17 protein-coding genes are annotated in these 17,354 nt (G+C 70.3%); 9 read left to right on the top strand and 8 right to left on the bottom strand.

What is annotated here, in order from left to right; translation table 11 throughout:
* Positions 1–27 precede the first annotated feature (27 nt).
* The 5 genes from AC3AOF_RS28595 (at position 28) to AC3AOF_RS28575 (ending at position 6,657) form a co-directional block, all read left to right on the top strand.
* Complete coding sequence (locus AC3AOF_RS28595) at positions 28–1,062, top strand: bile acid:sodium symporter family protein (protein ID WP_236987676.1); 1,035 nt, start codon at positions 28–30, stop codon at positions 1,060–1,062.
* 502 nt (positions 1,063–1,564) lie between these two features.
* Positions 1,565–2,800, top strand: coding sequence for an O-antigen ligase family protein (locus AC3AOF_RS28590; RefSeq protein WP_236987677.1), 1,236 nt, complete (start codon positions 1,565–1,567; stop codon positions 2,798–2,800).
* Between the two features lie 87 nt (positions 2,801–2,887).
* A complete protein-coding gene (locus AC3AOF_RS28585) occupies positions 2,888–3,466 on the top strand; it encodes a hypothetical protein (protein ID WP_488347169.1) in 579 nt (192 codons plus the stop codon).
* Between the two features lie 237 nt (positions 3,467–3,703).
* The gene (hisS, locus tag AC3AOF_RS28580; RefSeq protein WP_236987678.1) at positions 3,704–5,239 is read left to right on the top strand and encodes a histidine--tRNA ligase; all 1,536 of its coding nucleotides are present in this window, start codon (positions 3,704–3,706) and stop codon (positions 5,237–5,239) included.
* Between the two features lie 329 nt (positions 5,240–5,568).
* The gene (locus AC3AOF_RS28575) at positions 5,569–6,657 is read left to right on the top strand and encodes a helix-turn-helix transcriptional regulator (RefSeq protein WP_488347168.1); all 1,089 of its coding nucleotides are present in this window, start codon (positions 5,569–5,571) and stop codon (positions 6,655–6,657) included.
* A gap of 25 nt (positions 6,658–6,682) precedes the next feature.
* On the opposite strand, the gene AC3AOF_RS28570 is transcribed toward AC3AOF_RS28575, so the two are convergent.
* Positions 6,683–7,807 carry a thermonuclease family protein gene (locus AC3AOF_RS28570; RefSeq protein WP_236987680.1) on the bottom strand — a complete coding sequence of 375 codons (1,125 nt, stop codon included), beginning with the start codon at positions 7,805–7,807 and terminating at the stop codon, positions 6,683–6,685.
* A gap of 212 nt (positions 7,808–8,019) precedes the next feature.
* On the bottom strand, positions 8,020–8,853 hold the full coding sequence (locus AC3AOF_RS28565) for a flagellar biosynthesis protein FlhF (protein WP_272913239.1): 834 nt from the start codon (positions 8,851–8,853) through the stop codon (positions 8,020–8,022).
* A 388-nt stretch (positions 8,854–9,241) separates the two neighbouring features.
* Here AC3AOF_RS28565 and AC3AOF_RS28560 point away from each other — a divergent pair, with 388 nt between their 5' ends.
* From AC3AOF_RS28560 to AC3AOF_RS28545, 4 genes are all read left to right on the top strand, one after another.
* On the top strand, positions 9,242–10,171 hold the full coding sequence (locus tag AC3AOF_RS28560) for a lipid kinase (RefSeq protein WP_236987681.1): 930 nt from the start codon (positions 9,242–9,244) through the stop codon (positions 10,169–10,171).
* 15 nt (positions 10,172–10,186) lie between these two features.
* Complete coding sequence (locus AC3AOF_RS28555) at positions 10,187–10,927, top strand: TerC family protein (protein WP_488347167.1); 741 nt, start codon at positions 10,187–10,189, stop codon at positions 10,925–10,927.
* A gap of 300 nt (positions 10,928–11,227) precedes the next feature.
* Positions 11,228–11,404 carry a hypothetical protein gene (locus AC3AOF_RS28550; RefSeq protein WP_488347166.1) on the top strand — a complete coding sequence of 59 codons (177 nt, stop codon included), beginning with the start codon at positions 11,228–11,230 and terminating at the stop codon, positions 11,402–11,404.
* On the top strand, positions 11,401–11,769 hold the full coding sequence (locus tag AC3AOF_RS28545) for a DUF6883 domain-containing protein (protein ID WP_488347165.1): 369 nt from the start codon (positions 11,401–11,403) through the stop codon (positions 11,767–11,769). Before AC3AOF_RS28550 ends, AC3AOF_RS28545 begins: the two co-directional genes overlap by 4 nt.
* 22 nt (positions 11,770–11,791) lie before the next feature.
* Here the strand turns inward: AC3AOF_RS28545 and AC3AOF_RS28540 are convergent, their stop codons facing one another.
* The 6 genes from AC3AOF_RS28540 to AC3AOF_RS28515 form a co-directional block, all read right to left on the bottom strand.
* The gene (locus AC3AOF_RS28540) at positions 11,792–12,901 is read right to left on the bottom strand and encodes a sensor histidine kinase (RefSeq protein ID WP_236987685.1); all 1,110 of its coding nucleotides are present in this window, start codon (positions 12,899–12,901) and stop codon (positions 11,792–11,794) included.
* A 5-nt stretch (positions 12,902–12,906) separates the two neighbouring features.
* A complete protein-coding gene (locus tag AC3AOF_RS28535; RefSeq protein ID WP_236987686.1) occupies positions 12,907–13,428 on the bottom strand; it encodes a Rab family GTPase in 522 nt (173 codons plus the stop codon).
* A gap of 3 nt (positions 13,429–13,431) precedes the next feature.
* On the bottom strand, positions 13,432–15,450 hold the full coding sequence (locus AC3AOF_RS28530; RefSeq protein ID WP_488347164.1) for an OmpA family protein: 2,019 nt from the start codon (positions 15,448–15,450) through the stop codon (positions 13,432–13,434).
* Positions 15,451–15,468: 18 nt separating this feature from the next.
* On the bottom strand, positions 15,469–15,804 hold the full coding sequence (locus tag AC3AOF_RS28525; protein ID WP_236987688.1) for a hypothetical protein: 336 nt from the start codon (positions 15,802–15,804) through the stop codon (positions 15,469–15,471).
* A complete protein-coding gene (locus tag AC3AOF_RS28520; protein WP_236987689.1) occupies positions 15,801–16,304 on the bottom strand; it encodes a response regulator in 504 nt (167 codons plus the stop codon). Before AC3AOF_RS28520 ends, AC3AOF_RS28525 begins: the two co-directional genes overlap by 4 nt.
* A 291-nt stretch (positions 16,305–16,595) precedes the next feature.
* The gene (locus AC3AOF_RS28515) at positions 16,596–17,351 is read right to left on the bottom strand and encodes an acid phosphatase (protein ID WP_488347163.1); all 756 of its coding nucleotides are present in this window, start codon (positions 17,349–17,351) and stop codon (positions 16,596–16,598) included.
* Positions 17,352–17,354 lie beyond the last annotated feature (3 nt).

The following is a 17,354-nucleotide window of genomic DNA, read 5'->3' as shown; positions in this document are numbered from 1 at the left end:
AATTCCTCCCAGACCCGCCGGCCCGCCATGCTCTCGCGCTTTCGCCCCGACAACTTCACGCTGATGATCGTCGGCGCCCTGATCCTCGGCAGCGTCCTGCCGGTGCAGGACCGGGCGGCCGAGTGGCTCGGCGTCTTCGCCGACGGCATGATCGCGCTCCTGTTCTTCCTGCACGGCGCGCGCATCGACCGCCAGACGGCGATCGCCGGCCTGGTGCATTGGCGCCTGCACCTCGTGGTCTTCGCCTCGACCTTCGTGCTGTTCCCGATCCTCGGGCTGGCCGCCGGCCTGCTCAGCCCGGCCCTGCTGACCCCGGCGCTCGCTGCGGGCGTGCTGTTCCTGTGCGTCCTGCCCTCCACCGTGCAATCCTCCATCGCCTTCACGTCGGTGGCGGGGGGCAACGTGCCGGCGGCGATCTGCTCGGCCTCGGCCTCGAACATCCTCGGCATGCTCATCACCCCGCTCCTCGTCGCGGTGCTGCTGAACACGCAAGGCAGCCACCACAGCTTCGACTGGGGGGCGGTGGGCAAGATCATGGCCCAGCTGCTCCTGCCCTTCGCGGTCGGCCAATTGCTGCAACCGCGGCTCGGGCCCTGGCTGACCCGGCACAAGCCCCTGACCATGGTGGTGGATCGCGGCTCGATCCTGCTCATCGTCTACATCGCCTTCAGCCACGCGGTGGCGACGGGCCTGTGGAGCCGCACGCCCCTGCCGGCGCTCGCCACCATGCTGGTCGTCGACCTCGTCCTGCTCGCCCTGGTGCTGACGATCACCACCACCGCGAGCCGCCTCCTCGGCTTCTCGCGGGAGGACGAGATCACCATCGTGTTCTGCGGCTCGAAGAAGAGCCTGGCCTCGGGCGTGCCGATGGCGAACGTGATCTTCGCCGGCCAGGATGTCGGCGGCATCCTGCTGCCCTTGATGCTGTTCCATCAGGTCCAGCTCATGGCCTGCGCGACGCTGGCCCGCCGCTACGCCGCCCGCGCGCAAGCCGCGCTCGCCGCCGAGGGCCCGGACCGGGCCGGCGTGGCGCCTGTCGCGGCGAAGCTCGCGGCGCGTTGAGAGGAGGCTCGCGGCGCGTTGAGAAGCTCGCGGCGCGTTGACGAAAGATTCATCGCGTCGCGCCATTCTCACGGGGAGCCAAGTTGCGTACCGGCTCTTCTGGATATCCGGCCCCGTCGCGCGTTCCGCGGCGGGGCCGCGCCGTTCGATGGGTCCGATCGACCTGTTCGCGATCGTTCCAACTCACGATCTTATCCTGAGAGTCTGTTCGAGCGGATCGATCTGCCGAAAACGAGCAGCCAGCATGGATATATCTCATCCACCCACCTCATCCTGAGGTGTTGGTCGATCGACGGTCGACTGGCCTCGAAGGAGGGCTCCAGAAGCCCCGGCGATCCCCGGAGCCCTCCTTCGAGGCTCACTGCGTTCGCACCTCAGGATGAGGTCGCGGACGGAATACGTTTTACCTCGATCTTTCATGCTTCATTAACCCTGTCGCTTCAGCCGCCGCACACCATCCCGCCGCTAACCTCCCGGGCGTCGTCACTCCGAGAGGCGCCCGATGGCCACGTTCGTCCTGCCGCGCCGCGACCTCGCGGCGGTGCCGTTCCTGTCGCTGCTGCGCGGCTTCGGCCACGTCCTGATGGCGGCGTTCATCTTCTTCGCCTGCTTCGCCTTCTCGGACACGTCGCCCTACGACATCGTGGCGATCCCGGCGATCGTGCTCTGGGTCCTGCTCGGCGTGCGGCTGTACCGGGGCGCGGTGCCCCTCGTCCTGGTGCTGCTCGTCTATGTCGGCGCCACCGTGGTGGCCCTGATGCCCTATCTCGACGAGGAGCTGCCGCCGGTCTGGACGGTGCAGCTGTGCTACCTCGCCGTCACCGGCATCTTCTTCGCGATGTTCTTCTCCGACGAGAGCGACCGGCGGATCGAGCTCGCCCTGAAGGTCTACACCGCCAGCACGCTGCTCAGCGCCGGCCTCGGCATCGGCGGCTATCTCGGGCTGATCGGTAACGAGGAGCTGTTCAGCAAGTACGGCCGGGCGTCCGGCACCTTCCAGGACCCGAACGTGTTCGGCTCGTTCCTGACGCTGGGCGCCTTCTACCTGCTGCACGATCTCCTCACCGGCCGCGCCCGGCGGCCGCTCCTGTCGGCCTTGAGCCTGTTCATCGTGCTCGCCGGCGTGTTCCTGTCGTTCTCCCGCGGCTCCTGGGGCGGCACCCTGGCGATGGGCGCCCTGATGGTCGTGATGCTCTACCGCACCAGCGCCCCCGTCTTGCGCCGCCGCATCGTGCTGCTGGCCGGCCTCACGGCGGGGTTCGGGGCGGTGGCGCTCGTCGGCCTCCTCTCCGTCGGCGACGTCGGCGAGACGTTCTCGAAGCGCGCCGCCGTCACGCAGGATTACGACGAGGGCGAGACCGGCCGCTTCGGCAACCAGCTGCGCGGCATCGGCATGCTGATCGAGGATCCGCTCGGGATGGGCCCCCTGCGCTGGCGCCGCACCTTCAACCTCGAGCCGCACAATTCCTATATCGGCGCCTTCGCCAATGGCGGCTGGGTCGCCGGCGTCGCCTTCGTGTTCCTGGTGCTGATGACCACCCGGGTGGGCTTCCGGCTGATGAGCCAGGACACGCCCTACCGGCGCCACGCCCAGATCGTGGTGCCGGCGCTCCTGATGTTCTTCCTCCAGGCGATGCAGATCGACATGGAGAAGTGGCGTCACGTCTACATGATGCTCGGCATGGTCTGGGGGCTCGAGGCGGCGCGGGTGCGGTGGCTCGCCGGCGGGGAGGCGTGAGAACGAAACTGTGTCGCGGTCTAAAATGACTTGGCTGTCTCGATAGGCGTGATAACTTTCGCTTGAGTGTGAGCAGGAGCGAAACGGATGTTAAATTCTGATGATTTTGAGGAGGAGATTTTAGAAGAAGAAGAGCCAACATTTGGTGATTGGCTTAAGCAAGAAATGGATGAACAAGGTGTTAGTATACCCGATCTCGTGGCCAAAACAAATATTAGCTATGCAGGAATATGGAATATCAGAAATGGTGTTACTATTTCTCCCAGACAAGAAACAAGAGATAAGCTCGCCAAGGCGTTAAAAAGAAAAGTCCCAGTCAAAATACAAAAGCAGATAGACGAAAATGCCTCCGAGATACCGGGCTTGGAGTGGGTGGATTTTACCCCCAGCGACCTTCAGACAATTCCTGAAACAAGCGGAGTATACGTTTTTTACGATACAACAGATAGGCCGGTTTATGTCGGAATGTCAAAAATAAACGTTAGATCTAGGGTGAAAGATCATTCGACTCGCTTCTGGTTCAAAGATCCACTGGTTGTGCGTGGCGCCTTCTTGGCAGTTCCGGATGCTGATTTGTGTATAAAAATCGAAAAAATCTTGATCAAATTTCTTGGAAAACACGCCCTTCTCAACGTTAAGGGTGCAACTAAAGATCTAACCGATTAATTCTGTGTCGCAAAACTCATGGCCGCCCCAATTGCTTGACCCGATTGCAAACGTGAACTCGCGGCAGGCCAAACCGGACTCGGGCATCGAATTGAGACAGTGCCAAGGGCTGGGCCTCGGTTTGCAGGCGCCGGCAAATGGGCTAGAGCCCGGCGAACCCCGCGCCGGCCTCCCGCCCGGGCCCGTCTCCGCGACGGGCGCCCGAGGCCGCGCCGACCGCTTCTTGTGCGAGACCCGATGTCCAAGCCCGCGAAGGCCGAGAAGGCCGCCACCCTCAAGCCCCGCCTGCCGCGCGGCCTCGTCGACCGCGGGCCGGCCGAGATCGCCGCGACGAACCGGATGCTGGACAAGATCCGCGAGAGCTTCGAGCTCTACGGCTTCGAGGCGGTCGAGACCCCGTTCATCGAGTATACCGAGGCACTGGGAAAATTCCTGCCCGACCTCGACCGGCCGAACGAGGGCGTGTTCTCGTTCCAGGACGACGACGAATCCTGGCTGTCCCTGCGCTACGACCTGACGGCACCGCTCGCCCGCTACGTCGCCGAGAATTTCGACGCGCTCCCCAAACCCTATCGCAGCTACCGCGCCGGCTATGTCTTCCGTAACGAGAAGCCGGGCCCGGGGCGCTTCCGCCAGTTCATGCAGTTCGACGCCGACATCGTCGGCGCGCCCACCGTCGCGGCGGATGCCGAGATCTGCATGATGGCCGCCGACACCCTGGAGAAGGTCGGCATCGGCCGCGGCGACTACGTGGTGAAGGTCAACAACCGCAAGGTCCTCGACGGCGTGATGGAGGCCATCGGTCTCGGCGGCGACGACCAGGCCGGGCGGCGCCTCACGGTGCTGCGGGCGATCGACAAGCTCGATCGCCTGGGTGCCGACGGCGTGCGCCTGCTGCTCGGCCCCGGCCGCAAGGACGAGAGCGGCGACTTCACCAAGGGCGCCGGCCTGTCCGACGAGGCGATCGAGCGCATCCTGCGCTACGTCTCGTTCCAGGCCGCTCCCACCGAGGGCGGCGACCGCCTCGCCTTCTGGGAAAATTTCTTCGGCGGCTGGGGCGAGGTCGTCGGCTCCTCCGAGACCGGGCGCCAGGGCATCGCCGAACTGCACGCGATCATGAAGCTGTGCGAGGCGGCGGGCTACGGCCACGACCGGGTGCGGGCCGATCCTTCCGTGGTGCGCGGCCTCGAATACTATACCGGCCCGGTCTTCGAGGCCGAGCTGACCTTTCCGGTCGTCAACGAGGACGGCCAGACCGTGCGCTTCGGCTCGGTCGCCGGCGGCGGGCGCTATGACGGCCTCGTCGGCCGCTTCCGCTCCGAGCCGGTGCCGGCGACCGGGTTCTCGGTCGGCGTCTCGCGCCTGTTCTCCGCCCTCCAGGTGGTCCGCAGCCCGATCGTGTCGGGCAAGAGCGCGCCCGGCCCGGTGGTGATCCTGGTGCTCGACCGGGAGGAGACCGCCGCCTACCAGGCCCTGGTCGCGTCCTTGCGCCAGGCCGGCATTCGCTCCGAACTCTATCTCGGCGCCTCCGGCATGAAGGCCCAGATGAAGTACGCCGACCGCCGCGGCGCGCCGTGCGTCGTCATCCAGGGCAGCGACGAGCGGGCGAAGGGGGAGGTCCAGATCAAGGACCTGATCGAGGGCGCCAAGGCGGCGGACGCCATCGCCAGCAACGCCGAGTGGAAGGCCGCCCGGCCGGCCCAGTTCTCGGTGCCGGTGGACGAGATGGTGGCGCGGGTGCGCGAGGTGCTGGCGCGGCATTACGGGGGGTGAGGGCGAGGTCACTTTTTTGCGGCTCGTCGAAGCACGCATCGGATCTCGCGCATCGTGTCCCCCGTGAGGGGCGGTGCCGTTCGCCGGGAGGGAGGAACGTTCGCGTCCCTCCCCCGGCCCCCCCATTCGGCCTTTCGCGGACATCCTGTCATCCGTTCGCGCCGCCAGAGCATTTTCCGGCGAAGCGGATGCCGGTTCGTCGCAGAAAATGCGGAAAAATCAAAAACCTGGAGAGCTGCGCGATTGTAACGCGATCGTGAGGTGCTCTAGCGACGGTCGTCGTCTCCTGCCGTATTGTCGGCCGAGACGAACCCGAGAGCCGCGCAGCCATGGGCCCGACCGACGACAGGCTCCGCTGCCTCGACGACAGGCTCGGCGAGGCGGCCCTCGATCCCTCGCGCTGGGGCGCCGTGCTGGCGGAGGTCTCGACCCTGGTCGGGGGTGACGGCGCGATGCTGCTGCAGAGTCATCGCCGCACCCCCGGCGTGCCCTGCACCCCCGAGGTGGACGCGCTGGTCGCCGACTATTTCGGGCACGGTTGGCACGTGAAGGACCTGCGGACCCGCGCCGTGCCGCAGGTGATGCGCGGCGAGGTCGTGACCGACCACGACATCCTGACTCCCGAGGAGATGGCCCGCGCACCCTTCTACAACGAGTTGCTGGGGCCGCATGGCTACCATTGGTTCGCGGTCGCGGGCTTCCGGGCCGGCCCTGAGCACTGGGCGGTGTCGGTGCAGCGCCGGACCCGGAGCGGCCCGTTCGAGGCGGCGCAGGTGCGGCCGCTCGCCGGCCTGATGCGGCGGCTCGGCCAGGCCGCCGCCCTGTCGGAGGCGCTCGGCCGCGCCGCCCTCGACGGCACCCTGCGCGGGCTCGACCAGGTCGCGCAAGCGGCCCTCGCCCTCGACGGGGCCGGGCGGGTGATCGGCGCCAACCCGCGGGCGGAAGCCCTGTTCGATGCCGCCTTCCGGGTCGCCGACGGCGGTTTGCGGATCGCCGATCCGCGGGCGCGGGACGAGGTCGCCGCCCTGGTCGCGGCGCTGAATCCGGACCGTCCGCCTCCCGCCGGCCCGATCCTGGTGCCCCGGCGCAACCGCCGCCCCCTGGTGCTGCGCGCTTTGGCCCTGGCGGAGAGCGTCCGCTCGCCCTTCCTCGGAGCCCGCGCGCTCCTCATCGTCACCGATCTCGAGGCCGAGCGGCGGCCCGATCCGGCCCTGCTCACGCAGGTCTTCGGCCTCACCGCGGCGGAGGCGCGGCTCGCGGCACTTCTGGCCGGCGGCGTCTCCCTGGACGAGGCCGCCGACGGGCTCGGCCTCGCGGTCGAGACCGTGCGCAGCCAGATCAAGGCGGTGTTCGCCAAGACCGGCACCGGCCGCCAGGGCGCCCTGGTGGCGCTCCTCGGCGCACCCGGGCTGCGATAGATCGGGATTCGATCAGGGCTTGGCCTCAGGGCTTGGCCCAGACCCCGAGCTTGCCGGTGCGGGCGTGGCGCTCGGCCTCGACGAGATCCGGCGTCGCCTCGGGCGTCGCGCGGCCGCCGCCGTTGTAGAGCACCACCTCGGAGAGGTCGTGCCCGTCGACGGTGCAGATCCAGGCGGTCTTCGCCGGGCTCGGCTGGCAGTTCACCGGCCGGCCGCCGAGATAGCCCGAGAGGTCGCTCGCCTGCGCGCCCTTGGCCGCCTCGACGCCGTAGAGGCGCAGGGTCCGGCCGCCGAGCCGCAGGGTCGCGGTGTCGAGGACCTCGGCGACGCCGGCGACCGGACCGTCCGGCACCAGGGCGCCGGTCTGGACCGGCTCGCGCTTCGCCTCGGCCGGCCTGTCCGGCGCCGGAGCGGGCTTCGCCTCGGCGGCGCGCGTCTCCACCGGCTTTACCTCCGCCTGTCTCGCCTCGGCGGGCTTGCCCGCCGCCGGCTGGTCCATCCCGGAGCCGGGCGCCTGCGCGACCGCGGCGTCGCGGGTGGGTTCCCCCCCGCCGCGGAACGCCGCGTAGCCGATGCCCAGGACGACGAGCCCGCCGAGGACGGCGTAGGCCGGAATGCGGGACGATCTCCTGCCGGGCAGCTTCTGCGGCCGGGCGAGGCCGGGCTTCAGCCCCTCGCCGGGCGGTACCGGCGGACCCACGAGCGGCGCTGCGGCCGGCGGGACCTCCGGCTCCCGCGCCGGCCGGCGCAGGCGCGCGGCGAGCCCGTCCAGGGCCTCCCGCAGGCGCGAGGCATGGGCGGGACGGGTGGGGGATTCGGGCGGCGCCGGGGCGGGCTTCACCACGATCCAGTCCCGCGGGGCCTCGCTCGAGGGCGCGGCGGCAGGAGCGGCAGGGGCCAGGAACATGGTGGGATGCTGGCGGCGCAGCTCGTCGACGAGGTCGCCCAGGGTCAGGGGCCGCGTCTCGCCGCCGACCGTGCGGGTGCGCGGATTCCCGTCCCGGTCGACGATCTGGTAGCCCGGGGCTGCGTCGAGCCGGCGGGTCGCCGATTCCGCCAGCAGTTCGAGGGTGCGACGGGCCACCGCGACCGGACGCTGCCGGTCGATCTCGGCCCGGATCAGCGCCTGCAACTGCTCACGCGAGGTCATGTCCGCCATCGTCCCATCGCCCCCGGCCGCGGGGCCTGCTCGCCGAGCCGCCCGCCGCTCCGGCGGGCGCTCACCCTCTTCATCTAAGCACCATTCGCCGAAGCGGCCACCGGTTCGACGAAAAATGATGCAAAAACAATGAACTAAGAGAGTTATACCATGCCACTCTCCTGGGACCTGATCGGCGCCCCGTCACAGGGCGCCGGGTCCGGTCAGCGGCTCGCCACCGCCTCGCGGCGCACCACCCGGCTGTTCTCGGCGATGATCACCGGGCGCCCCCCGGCGAGGCTCACCGCCAGTTCGAGATCGACGGTACCCTGCGAGCGTACGCCGCGATCGGGGCTGAAGGCCGAGAAATCGACCGTGGCCCGCACCTGACAGACGGCGAGCCCGGCATTGCAGGCGGTGCGCAGGGAATCCGGCCGCGGCCGGTAGCGGCGCTCGGGCCAGCGCTGCACGAAGCGCCGCTTCTCGGACATCAGGCTGGCGACGCTCATCGTCCGGCCGTGGAAGACGACCTGGCTGCCGTAGAAGCCCGGCGCCGCCGCCAGCGTCGTGCCGTTGGATCCTGAGATCGACGCCAGGTAGTCGCGGGCGAGGCGCTGCGACGCCACGGCCCAGTCGCGCATCTGCGAGTCCGACACCGCGACCGGGGCGGGCGCGGGGATCTGGACCGGGAGCGGGCGCTCCGTCCGGGCGAGCCGCGCGGCGCGGCGGGCCGCCGTCGCCGCGTGGATTCCGCTGCGGGCCGGCCGGCGCGCCTCCTCGGCGACCCGGCGCGGGGTGTGGGCCTTCGGCGCCTCGGCCCGGGCGGCCGGGGCGACCTGCGGCGTGGGCGTCACCGGTGCAGGACTTTTGGGTTCAAGACTACTTTTGGGTTCAAGGCTCTTGGGCGCGGCGCTCTGGGGACCCCGGGCGGGCGGATCGACCCAGCCCTGGGCCAGGGCGACCGAGGACAGGAGCGCGGTCAGGCCGAGGCCGAGCAGGGCGGCCGACGGGGTGGCGAGGCCGGGCCGGAGGGGGCGGAGCCGAAGGGAACGAAGCATGGGGGCGGCACCCGGGGAGAGGAGCACGATCAGGCGGGGATCACGCACGGAACTTGAGCTGAGTGAACGTTCGTCGCCGCGGTTACGGTTCCATTGCGGGCCCATGGCCCCCACCCTGCCCTCCCCGATACCCCCATTGCCCACACCCCCGCGGATCTCGCCTGCCGCGGATCTCGCGCAAGGGAACTCCCCGGGACCTTGCCAAGCGCGGCCGCGACCCCACCTGAAGGGCTCCCCGGGTCCGGGCCCCTCTGGCGGTTCGAGGCGTCGACCGCGATGTCGGACCCCTTCTCTGCCTTTGTGCTGACGCGGCACGATCGCACTGGAGGGCCCGCACTCATGCGCGTCGTTCCCCCCATCCGTTCCCGTGCCGTCGCGGGAGGCGCCGATGTCCGGCGCTGACGCGACGCGGCGGGCCCTGCTCGTCGTCAACAAGAAGGCCCGCAACGGCGGCCTCGATCTCGACGCCGTGAAGGACGTCCTGCGCCGCGGCGGCATCGAGCCGGTCGATCCGCCGCCTAGCGAGACCGACTGCAAGGCGCTGATCCACGCCCACGCGAGCACCTGCGACATGGTGATCTTAGGGGGCGGCGACGGCACCCTCAACGCCGCGGCCCAGGCGCTGGCGGAGGCGCAGCTGCCGCTGGGCATCCTGCCGCTCGGCACCGCCAACGACCTCGCCCGCAGCCTCGGCCTGCCCGCCGATCCCCTGGAGGCGGCGGAGGTGATCGCCACGGTGCCGGCCCGGCCGATCGATCTCGGCTGCGTCAACGGCCACTACTTCTTCAACGTCGCCAGCATCGGCTTCTCGGCCGATCTCGCCGGCGAGCTGACGGCCGACCTCAAGCGCCGCCTCGGCACGGTCGGCTACGCGGTGGCGGCGTTCCGGCTGCTGCGCCGGGCGCGGCCGTTCACGGTCTATATCGAGCATGACGGCACGGTGGAGACCGTGAAGACCATCCAGGTCTCGGTCGGCAACGGCCGCCATTACGGCGGCGGCATGACGGTGGAGGAGAACGCCACCGTCGATGACGGCCTGCTCAACTTCTACAGCCTGGAGGTCGCCCATTGGTGGCGGCTGCTCGCCCTGCTGCCGGCCCTGCGCCGGGGCACGCAAGGCAAGGCCGCCGACGTGCGCGCCTTCCAGACGACGGAAGTGATCCTGCGCACCAAGAAGCCGCGCCCAGTCAACACCGACGGCGAGTTGACGACCTACACCCCCGCCCATGTGCGGGTGCTGCGACAGGCCGTCCAGGTCCATGCGCCGGAGTTCCACGCGCCGAGCCAGGCGCGGGGCCGCCCCTCGATCTTCCCGTAAGGAGGGGTGTCCACCGTGGACTCGCTCGTTCAGCTCGCCGCCGACCCGACGGCCTGGGCCGCCCTCGCGACCCTGGTCGTCATGGAGGTCGTGCTCGGCATCGACAACCTGATCTTCATCTCGATCATCACCAACAAGCTGCCGGCGGAGCAGCAATCGCGGGCCCGGCGCATCGGCATCGGGCTCGCGCTCATCCTGCGCCTCGCCCTGCTCGGGACCGTGGCCTACATCGTCCACCTGACCCAGCCGGTCTTCGAGATCTTCGGCAAAGGCCTGTCCTGGCGCGACATGATCCTGATCGCCGGCGGCCTGTTCCTGCTGTGGAAGGCCACCAAGGAGATCCACCACAGCCTCGATCCCGACCCGGAAGAGAAGACCGGCGGCGGCGCCTCGCTCGGCTACGCCGCGGCGATCGGCCAGATCCTGATCCTGGATCTCGTATTCTCGATCGACAGCATCATCACGGCGGTCGGCATGACCGAGCACGTGCCGATCATGGTGATCGCGGTGCTGGCCGCGGTGAGCGTGATGCTGCTCGCCGCCGATCCGCTGTCCCGCTTCATCGCCGCCAACCCGACGGTGGTGATGCTGGCTTTGGGTTTCCTCATCATGATCGGCATGACGCTGATCGCGGAGGGTTTCGGCGCCCACGTGCCGAAGGGCTACGTCTACACCGCCATGGCCTTCTCGGCCGGCGTCGAGGTGCTCAACATCCTCGGCCGGCGGGCGAAGAAGAGGAAGCGAACGGTGGCGTGACGGCGGTAGTCTGATGCAATGAGGCAGCGCCCGATCGTGATGCGGTCGGGCGCTGTTTTCGTTTGGGTCTTCCGCTGTCGCAGACAATCGCCGCGCCGAATCGTATGAAGCGGTTGGTTGCGACCGGGCACCCTCCGGATCCGTCATCGAACGATGGACGGGGCTTGCAGAACGCGGCGCACAACGTAGCTTCTCGACATGGCCAGCCGCGTTCTCACATTCGTCACTGAGACGTCCCCGCGTCTCGCCACTCGGGACCGGGGTGACCCCTCTCGCATCGAGGAACTCGATCGTGTCGAGTTGCTGGCCGACGTCCTCGGGGATGACCAGGTGACGGTGCCGGCGGGCTCGATCGGGACCGTGGTCGCGATCTGGGCTGGAGGTGCGGCTTTCGAGGTCGAGTTCACCCGACCGGTGGACGCGCTCGCGACTGTGGACGCTTCCCTTTTGCGGGTCGTGGGGCACGCGACTGCTTGACCGCCGCCCACCCCTATCCGTCCGCCTTCACGATCTCGGAAGCGAAGGTCGCGGGCTACCTTCTCAATGTGGACAGCGATGATGGGGCATCGAAGGCTGCCCTTCTCATGCGGTTCGGCTTCTCGCCCGATCGGCCTCTTGAACTGATGGACGCCCTGGGGCGGCATCCCTCACCGGCATCGTGGGCTGCGGCCTTCGAGGCTCCACACGGGATCAAGCACTATTTCGAAGCGTCTTTGCGCAGCCCGGACGGTCGCAACCCCACCATCCGGAGCGTCTGGCAGGTCGATTACGATGGGGACGGCCGGACGGCGAAGTTCGTGACCCTCCGCCCGGTGGCACGCCCGGCGAACAGACCGACATGACGACACCCATACCGGACGATCCCTACCCCAGATCGATCCGGAAGCACGCACCCGGCCCCTCCTCCGCCACCACGCCGATGCGCCAGCCATGCAGCTCGGCGATCCGCCGGCAGATGCTCAGGCCCAGTCCGACGCCGTTCGGGGCGCGGCCGTTCGGCACCCGGGCGAAGGTCTCGAAGATCGCCTCGTGGAAGGCCGGCGGCACGCCGATGCCGGTGTCGCGCACGGTGATCCGGCCGGGCTCGCCGGGCCAGGCCCGGATCTCGATCCGCAGAGGCCGGTCCGGGTCGCGGTAGCGGATGCTGTTGGCGACGAGGTTCTGGAACAGGTTGGTCAGGAGCGCCGGCACGCCGTTCACGGTCGGGAGCGGCCCGACGACGAGGTCGGCCGCGGCGGCGCGCAGGTCGAGGTCGAGGTTGCGGGTCGCGTCGAGGACGACCCGGCCGAGATCGACCGGCTCGAAGGTGTGGCTCTCGGCGCTCAACCGCGCATAGTCGAGGAGGCCGGTGGTCATCCGGTTGAGCCGGGCGGCGCAGCCCTCGATCGTGTCGAGGCTGTCGGAGACGACCGGACCGGCCTCCGCCCCCAGGGTGGTGCGCAGGATGCCCGTGAAGGCCACGATCTGGCGCAACGGCGCCCGCAGGTCGTGCGCGGCGACGGAGGCAAAGTCGCGCAGGTTGCGGTTCATCCGCTCCAGCTCGCGCGAGGCCGCGATGATCTTCTCCTCCAGGAGACGCTGCTCGCGGCGCTGCTGGAGCACCCAATGGTCGATCGGCCGGTCGACCTGGTCGACGGTGGTGAGCACCGCGTGCTCGCCCCGTCCCGCCTCCCAGGAGATCGCGATGTCGCAGCGCGGGGCGCCCGGCACCATGGCGAGGCGGATGCCGGGCAGCACGATCGGCTCAGGTGTCGCCCGTTGCTGGGCGCGCATATCCTCCTCCAGGCCCGACAGGATCGGGCTGTCGAAGGCGGAGCGCCCGGGCTCCGGCAGCCAGTCGCTCAACGGCCCGGTGCGGGCGAGCACGCGGCCGTCGGGAGCGAGCGCCGCGACGCCGAGGAGGCCGGCCTCGAGGAGGTGGGCCAGGGTGCGGGAGAGGTCGGCTCCGGCCGGGAGGGCGAGGGCGGCGCGCATGGCACTTACAGGCTCCGTCGCTCGATCGTGGTGGCGAGTTCGGCGAACAAGCCGGTCACGCCATGCCCGGTGCGGGCGCTCGCGAGCGAGACGACGTCGGCGCCGCGCGCCCGGGCGAGGAGATCGGGCGGCAACCCCGAGCCGGGTTCGCCGGATTCACCGGCCACGAGATCGCTCTTGTTCAGCACCGCGGCGCAGGGGCGGCCCGGCAGCGCCTCGCGAAAGCCCGCGATCAGCGCCGCCATCTGGTCGAGGGAGGCGGGCCGGGTGACGTCGGCGACGATCAGCGCCCCGCTCGCCCCCTTGAGGTAGACGGTCCGGAAGATGCTGAGGCCGAAATCGCCGTCGGTGTCCCACAGGACCAGCGGCATCGTCTTGCCCCCGGGGAGCGCGGCATTCGTGGTGTAGATGTCGACCCCGATCGTCGCCTTGTAGCTGGTCTCGAACCGGCCGAAGGCGAGCCGGTTGGCGAGCGAGGTCTTGCCCACGCCGATCGCCCCCAGGATCATGATCTTGCGCGCCGCCACACCTTACTCCGCGCTGTAGGCGAGCTCGAACACGACGCGCCGGTTGCCGGTGACCCGCTCGTCCGTAATCGGATAAGGTGGGCGCGAATTGACGACGACGAGGCGCGAGCGCGGGATGCCGCGGCGTTCCAGGTCGGCGGTGATGCGGTCGGCGCGCAGCCGCGCCGCCTCCAGGTTGGCCTTCGGCGTCCCGGTGCCGTCGGCATAACCGACAATGCGCAGGCGCGCGCCCTCCACCGCCGCCAAAGCCGCGGCCAGGGTCGCGAGGTCGCGCTCGGCGGCGGCCGGGTCGCGGTAGGTCGCGTCGGGCCCGAAGAAGATCGCGGTGCGCTTGACCGCATCCTCGAGCCGCTGGAGCGGCGTGTCGGTGCGGGCTTCGAGCCGCGCCACCTCCTCCCGGGGGGCGAGGCTCGGCACGATCGCCTCGACGGCGGCGGTGCGGGTCTCGAGGGTGCCGAGCCGCGCCCGCGCCTCGGCCCTCGTCGCCTCGGTCGCTTGCGCCAGCGCCTCGGTCCGGCCGGCGAGCGCGTCGGTGCGCCGGTCGAGCGCGGCGGCCTGCCGGCCGACGGCCTCGGTGCGCGCGGCGAGCGACGAAGCCTGTTGCACGGCGGTCTCGGCGCGCGTCGTCAGTTCATCCGTGCGGCGATCGAGGGCATCGGCGCGCCCCGCGAGGAAATCGGTCTTCTGCGCAACCGCCTCGGTCCGGCCGGTGAGCGCGTCGGCCTTTTGCGCGAGGGCATCGGTGCGCCGGTCGAGGGTCGCGACCGCATCCCGCGCGGAAGCGGCGTCGGAGGCCACGGCGATCCGGGCGGCGACCGGCCAGGCCGGGAACGCCGCGGCGAGGCGGTCGCGCAAGGCGGCGGCCGCCTCGCGGCTCGGCAGCACGCCGACCGCCCGGATCAGGCCGGCCTCGCGGTCGAAGGCGAGGTGGAGGGGAGAGTCGCGCAGGTCGGGCGCGTCCTCGATGGCGATGAGCGCGGCCGTCTCGGCGGCGCGCTGCCGGGCCGACAGCACCGCGACGCTCGCCCAGGCGGCAAGCGCCACGGCCACCAGCCCGCCGGCGACCGCCACCGGCCGCACCCGCGGGCGCGGCGGGACGAGGCGCGCGGCGATGGCCCGGTGGAGCGCGGCCAGCGGCGCGCCGTGACCGGCCTCGCCGTGAGTCCCGTCATTCCGGGTCTCGTCGTTCTGCCGGACCGCGTCGAGGAAGGGCAGGAACTCGGCATCGACCACGCCGGCGAGCCGCCCGGCGCCGCGGCCGGCCTCGGTGAGGCCCGCCACGATCAGGAGCGGCGAGGCCCGCAGCAGCACGGTGCGGCCGCCGAAATCCAGCGAGCGCAACTCGCCGTTGACGTCGCTCAGCGCCTGGCCGGCGAATTCGACGATGGCGGTGACGAGGCCGCCGATCAGGTGGAGCTGGCCGTCCGGATCGGCATCGGGCTCTCCGTCGCGGCCGGTGGTGGCGAGCACCGCGCCGGTGCTGCGGTCGATCAGGATCAGGCGCTCGAGCCGGCCTTGCGCCAGCTCGGCCAGGACCAGGGCGGCGTAGGACCGGCCGGTGAGCACGGCCTTCAGGCGCAGCCACAGCCGGCGCGGCGAGCGGCTGAGGGTCTCGTTGATCTCGTCGGAGAGCTGGCGGAAGGCCGCCGCGATCGCCGCCGCCACCATGCGGCCGGCGATGGGGTAGAGGGTCTCGACCATCAGGTCGCGGGATTCGGCGATCTCGCGCCGGATGCCGGCGACGACGAGGGGGGCGATCACCTCGGTCAGGGCGCGGTGATCCTCGACCTCGACGACCTTGAGGGCGACCACGAGGCTGTCGGCGACCGCCCGGGAGAACCGGTCCTCGGTGCCGACCCGCCGGTCGAGCCGCGCCAGTTCGGCCCGCAGGCCGGCGAGGTCGCGGTGCTCGTCGCGCAGCAGCAGCCGCTTCAGGTCGCGGAGAGCCGGGTCTTCGGTCGGATCCCGGGCTGGATCGTGGATCGGCTCCTGAGCCGGACCGTGGGCCGCCGCCGCTCTCATCCCGGATCGGCCCGCGGCTTACGGGTTGCGGTCGGCCAGGGCGGAGATCTGCCGGCCCATCTCGGTCACCGCACCACCGATCGCCCGCACGGCGTTGCTCTGCTCCATCCGCAGCGACAGGGCGAGGGCGTCGATCGACTTCTGCATCTCGTTGAAGCGCTGGACCATGCGCTGCTCGAGGTCGGTCACCGCCTCGCGCAGGTCCTCGTGCCGGCGCCCCTGCGAGCGCATCGCCTCGCCGTAGAGGAGCTCGCGGACCTTCTCGATCGTGTTGGAGGCGTCGGACTGGGCCGTTTCGGTCATGGTCTGCTCGTTGCCCGATCCGGCGTTGAGATAGGTGATCTGGCCGTTCATCGGTCGCATCTCTCGGTCTGGACGATTGTGAGGCCGGGCCGCCCGTAGCGGGTCGGCTCGGCGGCGGGTGAGCGGAAGGCGCGCGGGCCGAGCACCCCGACGATCGCGGCCTCGAACGCCTCGCCGGTGAGGCTGGCCTTGTCGAGGAAGCGCACGGCGCCGGCGCTCACGCACATCTCGCGCACGTCCGGCATGCTGAGCCCGGTCAGCACGATCGCCGGCAGGCCGGGCAGCCGCGCGTCCAGCTCGGCGAGGAAGCGCAGGCTCGATTCGCAGCCGAGCCAGAAATCGAGGATCGCGAGATCGATCCGCTCCCGGTCGACATGCTCGCGCGCCTCGGCGGTGGAGCGGGCGCGCAGCACGCGCATGTCGAGCATCCGGAAGCTGGCCGCCTGGAGGGCGATCAGCTTGGCATCGACATCGTCATCTTCGAGAAGAAGCGCAGTGATGGTGCGCGCCTGGACGAGCCCACATCCGTCATCATGTCGGACAGCGCGCATGGAAGAGTCATCCAACCCGGTCAACCGGATCACAAGTCTTGGAAAAGCAGATCCGGTCACCCGATCGGCGTGGATTCAAGTGATAACGATTCGGTCATCAAAATCAACGACTCGTTATCGCTGCGGTAACGATTCGTCAATCGTCATCACATCCAATTGCGGGCGATTTATCGACTTGAAGTTGAAGATCGATGCCCGGAGTGAGGCCGCGGCCGGGGCACGGGCCCGGCAACATCCTGGTCCGGAAGCTTTATTCCGGAAAGGAATCCTGTACCTGCGCGGGCTGTGGCCTCAGGGCCACGTCGCCTCTTCGCGCGCGCAGGCGGCCGGCTCGGGCCCCGGTTCCGGGCTTGCGGCGGCGAGGTCGGTCCGGGCGCTGTCGAGGTCGGCCCGGAAGGCGGGATCGCCGACGAGGGTGGCGAACAGGGCGCTGCCGGCGAGGCGGCCGGCCTCGACGTCGCTCGCCCAATGCACACCGCAGACGATCCGGCTCTCGCCGTAGATGCGGCCGCGGCGCAGGAGGGCGGTGGCGTGCTCCGGCATCAGGGCGGCGAGGACGAGGCTGAATGTCCAGCCCTCGGTGGCATGGCCGGAGGGGTAGGACAAGCTCCGGTCGAGCGCCTCGCTGCGGTCGACGCAGAGCGGGGCGTCGTTGCCGAGATGCGGCCGGGGCCGGGCGAAGCGGGCCTTCGCGTCGCGCACCAGGGCCACCACGTCGCGGCGGGCGCGGGCGAGGAGCCCGGTGAGGGCCGGCAACCGGCCGGGATCGAGACGCCGGCCGGCGGCGCAGGAGAAATCGGCAAGCAGTGCGGCGACGCCGGAGGGAACGTCGGCGGTGGCGAGGTCCCAGCGCGGCGAGCCGGCAAGCCCCCGTGTCGCCGCGTAGGCCGCCGCATCGGCGTCGTGCGCGGGGCTGCCGGGCTTCGGCGGCGGGGGCAGGATTGCGGCGGCGTCGAGGGCGCCGGCCGTCAGGTAGGGGGCGGGCGCCGGCTCGGCCGCGGCGGCGCCGGCAGCGAGCACCAGGCAGAGGGCGAGCGGCGCCCGCATCGT

Source organism: Methylobacterium sp. 142-1Y (assembly GCF_057747795.1).
The sequence above is the reverse complement of the archived record's forward strand: the minus strand, read 5'-3'. Positions and strand labels throughout refer to the sequence as shown.

Coding starts and splice junctions, on each gene's coding strand:
- AC3AOF_RS28595 (WP_236987676.1), top strand. CDS start 28: ATGCTCTCGCGCTTTCGCCCCGACAACTTCACGCTGATGATCGTCGGC.
- AC3AOF_RS28590 (WP_236987677.1), top strand. CDS start 1,565: ATGGCCACGTTCGTCCTGCCGCGCCGCGACCTCGCGGCGGTGCCGTTC.
- AC3AOF_RS28585 (WP_488347169.1), top strand. CDS start 2,888: ATGTTAAATTCTGATGATTTTGAGGAGGAGATTTTAGAAGAAGAAGAG.
- hisS (WP_236987678.1), top strand. CDS start 3,704: ATGTCCAAGCCCGCGAAGGCCGAGAAGGCCGCCACCCTCAAGCCCCGC.
- AC3AOF_RS28575 (WP_488347168.1), top strand. CDS start 5,569: ATGGGCCCGACCGACGACAGGCTCCGCTGCCTCGACGACAGGCTCGGC.
- AC3AOF_RS28570 (WP_236987680.1), bottom strand. CDS start 7,807: ATGACCTCGCGTGAGCAGTTGCAGGCGCTGATCCGGGCCGAGATCGAC.
- AC3AOF_RS28565 (WP_272913239.1), bottom strand. CDS start 8,853: ATGCTTCGTTCCCTTCGGCTCCGCCCCCTCCGGCCCGGCCTCGCCACC.
- AC3AOF_RS28560 (WP_236987681.1), top strand. CDS start 9,242: ATGTCCGGCGCTGACGCGACGCGGCGGGCCCTGCTCGTCGTCAACAAG.
- AC3AOF_RS28540 (WP_236987685.1), bottom strand. CDS start 12,901: ATGCGCGCCGCCCTCGCCCTCCCGGCCGGAGCCGACCTCTCCCGCACC.
- AC3AOF_RS28530 (WP_488347164.1), bottom strand. CDS start 15,450: ATGAGAGCGGCGGCGGCCCACGGTCCGGCTCAGGAGCCGATCCACGAT.
- AC3AOF_RS28525 (WP_236987688.1), bottom strand. CDS start 15,804: ATGAACGGCCAGATCACCTATCTCAACGCCGGATCGGGCAACGAGCAG.
- AC3AOF_RS28520 (WP_236987689.1), bottom strand. CDS start 16,304: ATGCGCGCTGTCCGACATGATGACGGATGTGGGCTCGTCCAGGCGCGC.
- AC3AOF_RS28515 (WP_488347163.1), bottom strand. CDS start 17,351: ATGCGGGCGCCGCTCGCCCTCTGCCTGGTGCTCGCTGCCGGCGCCGCC.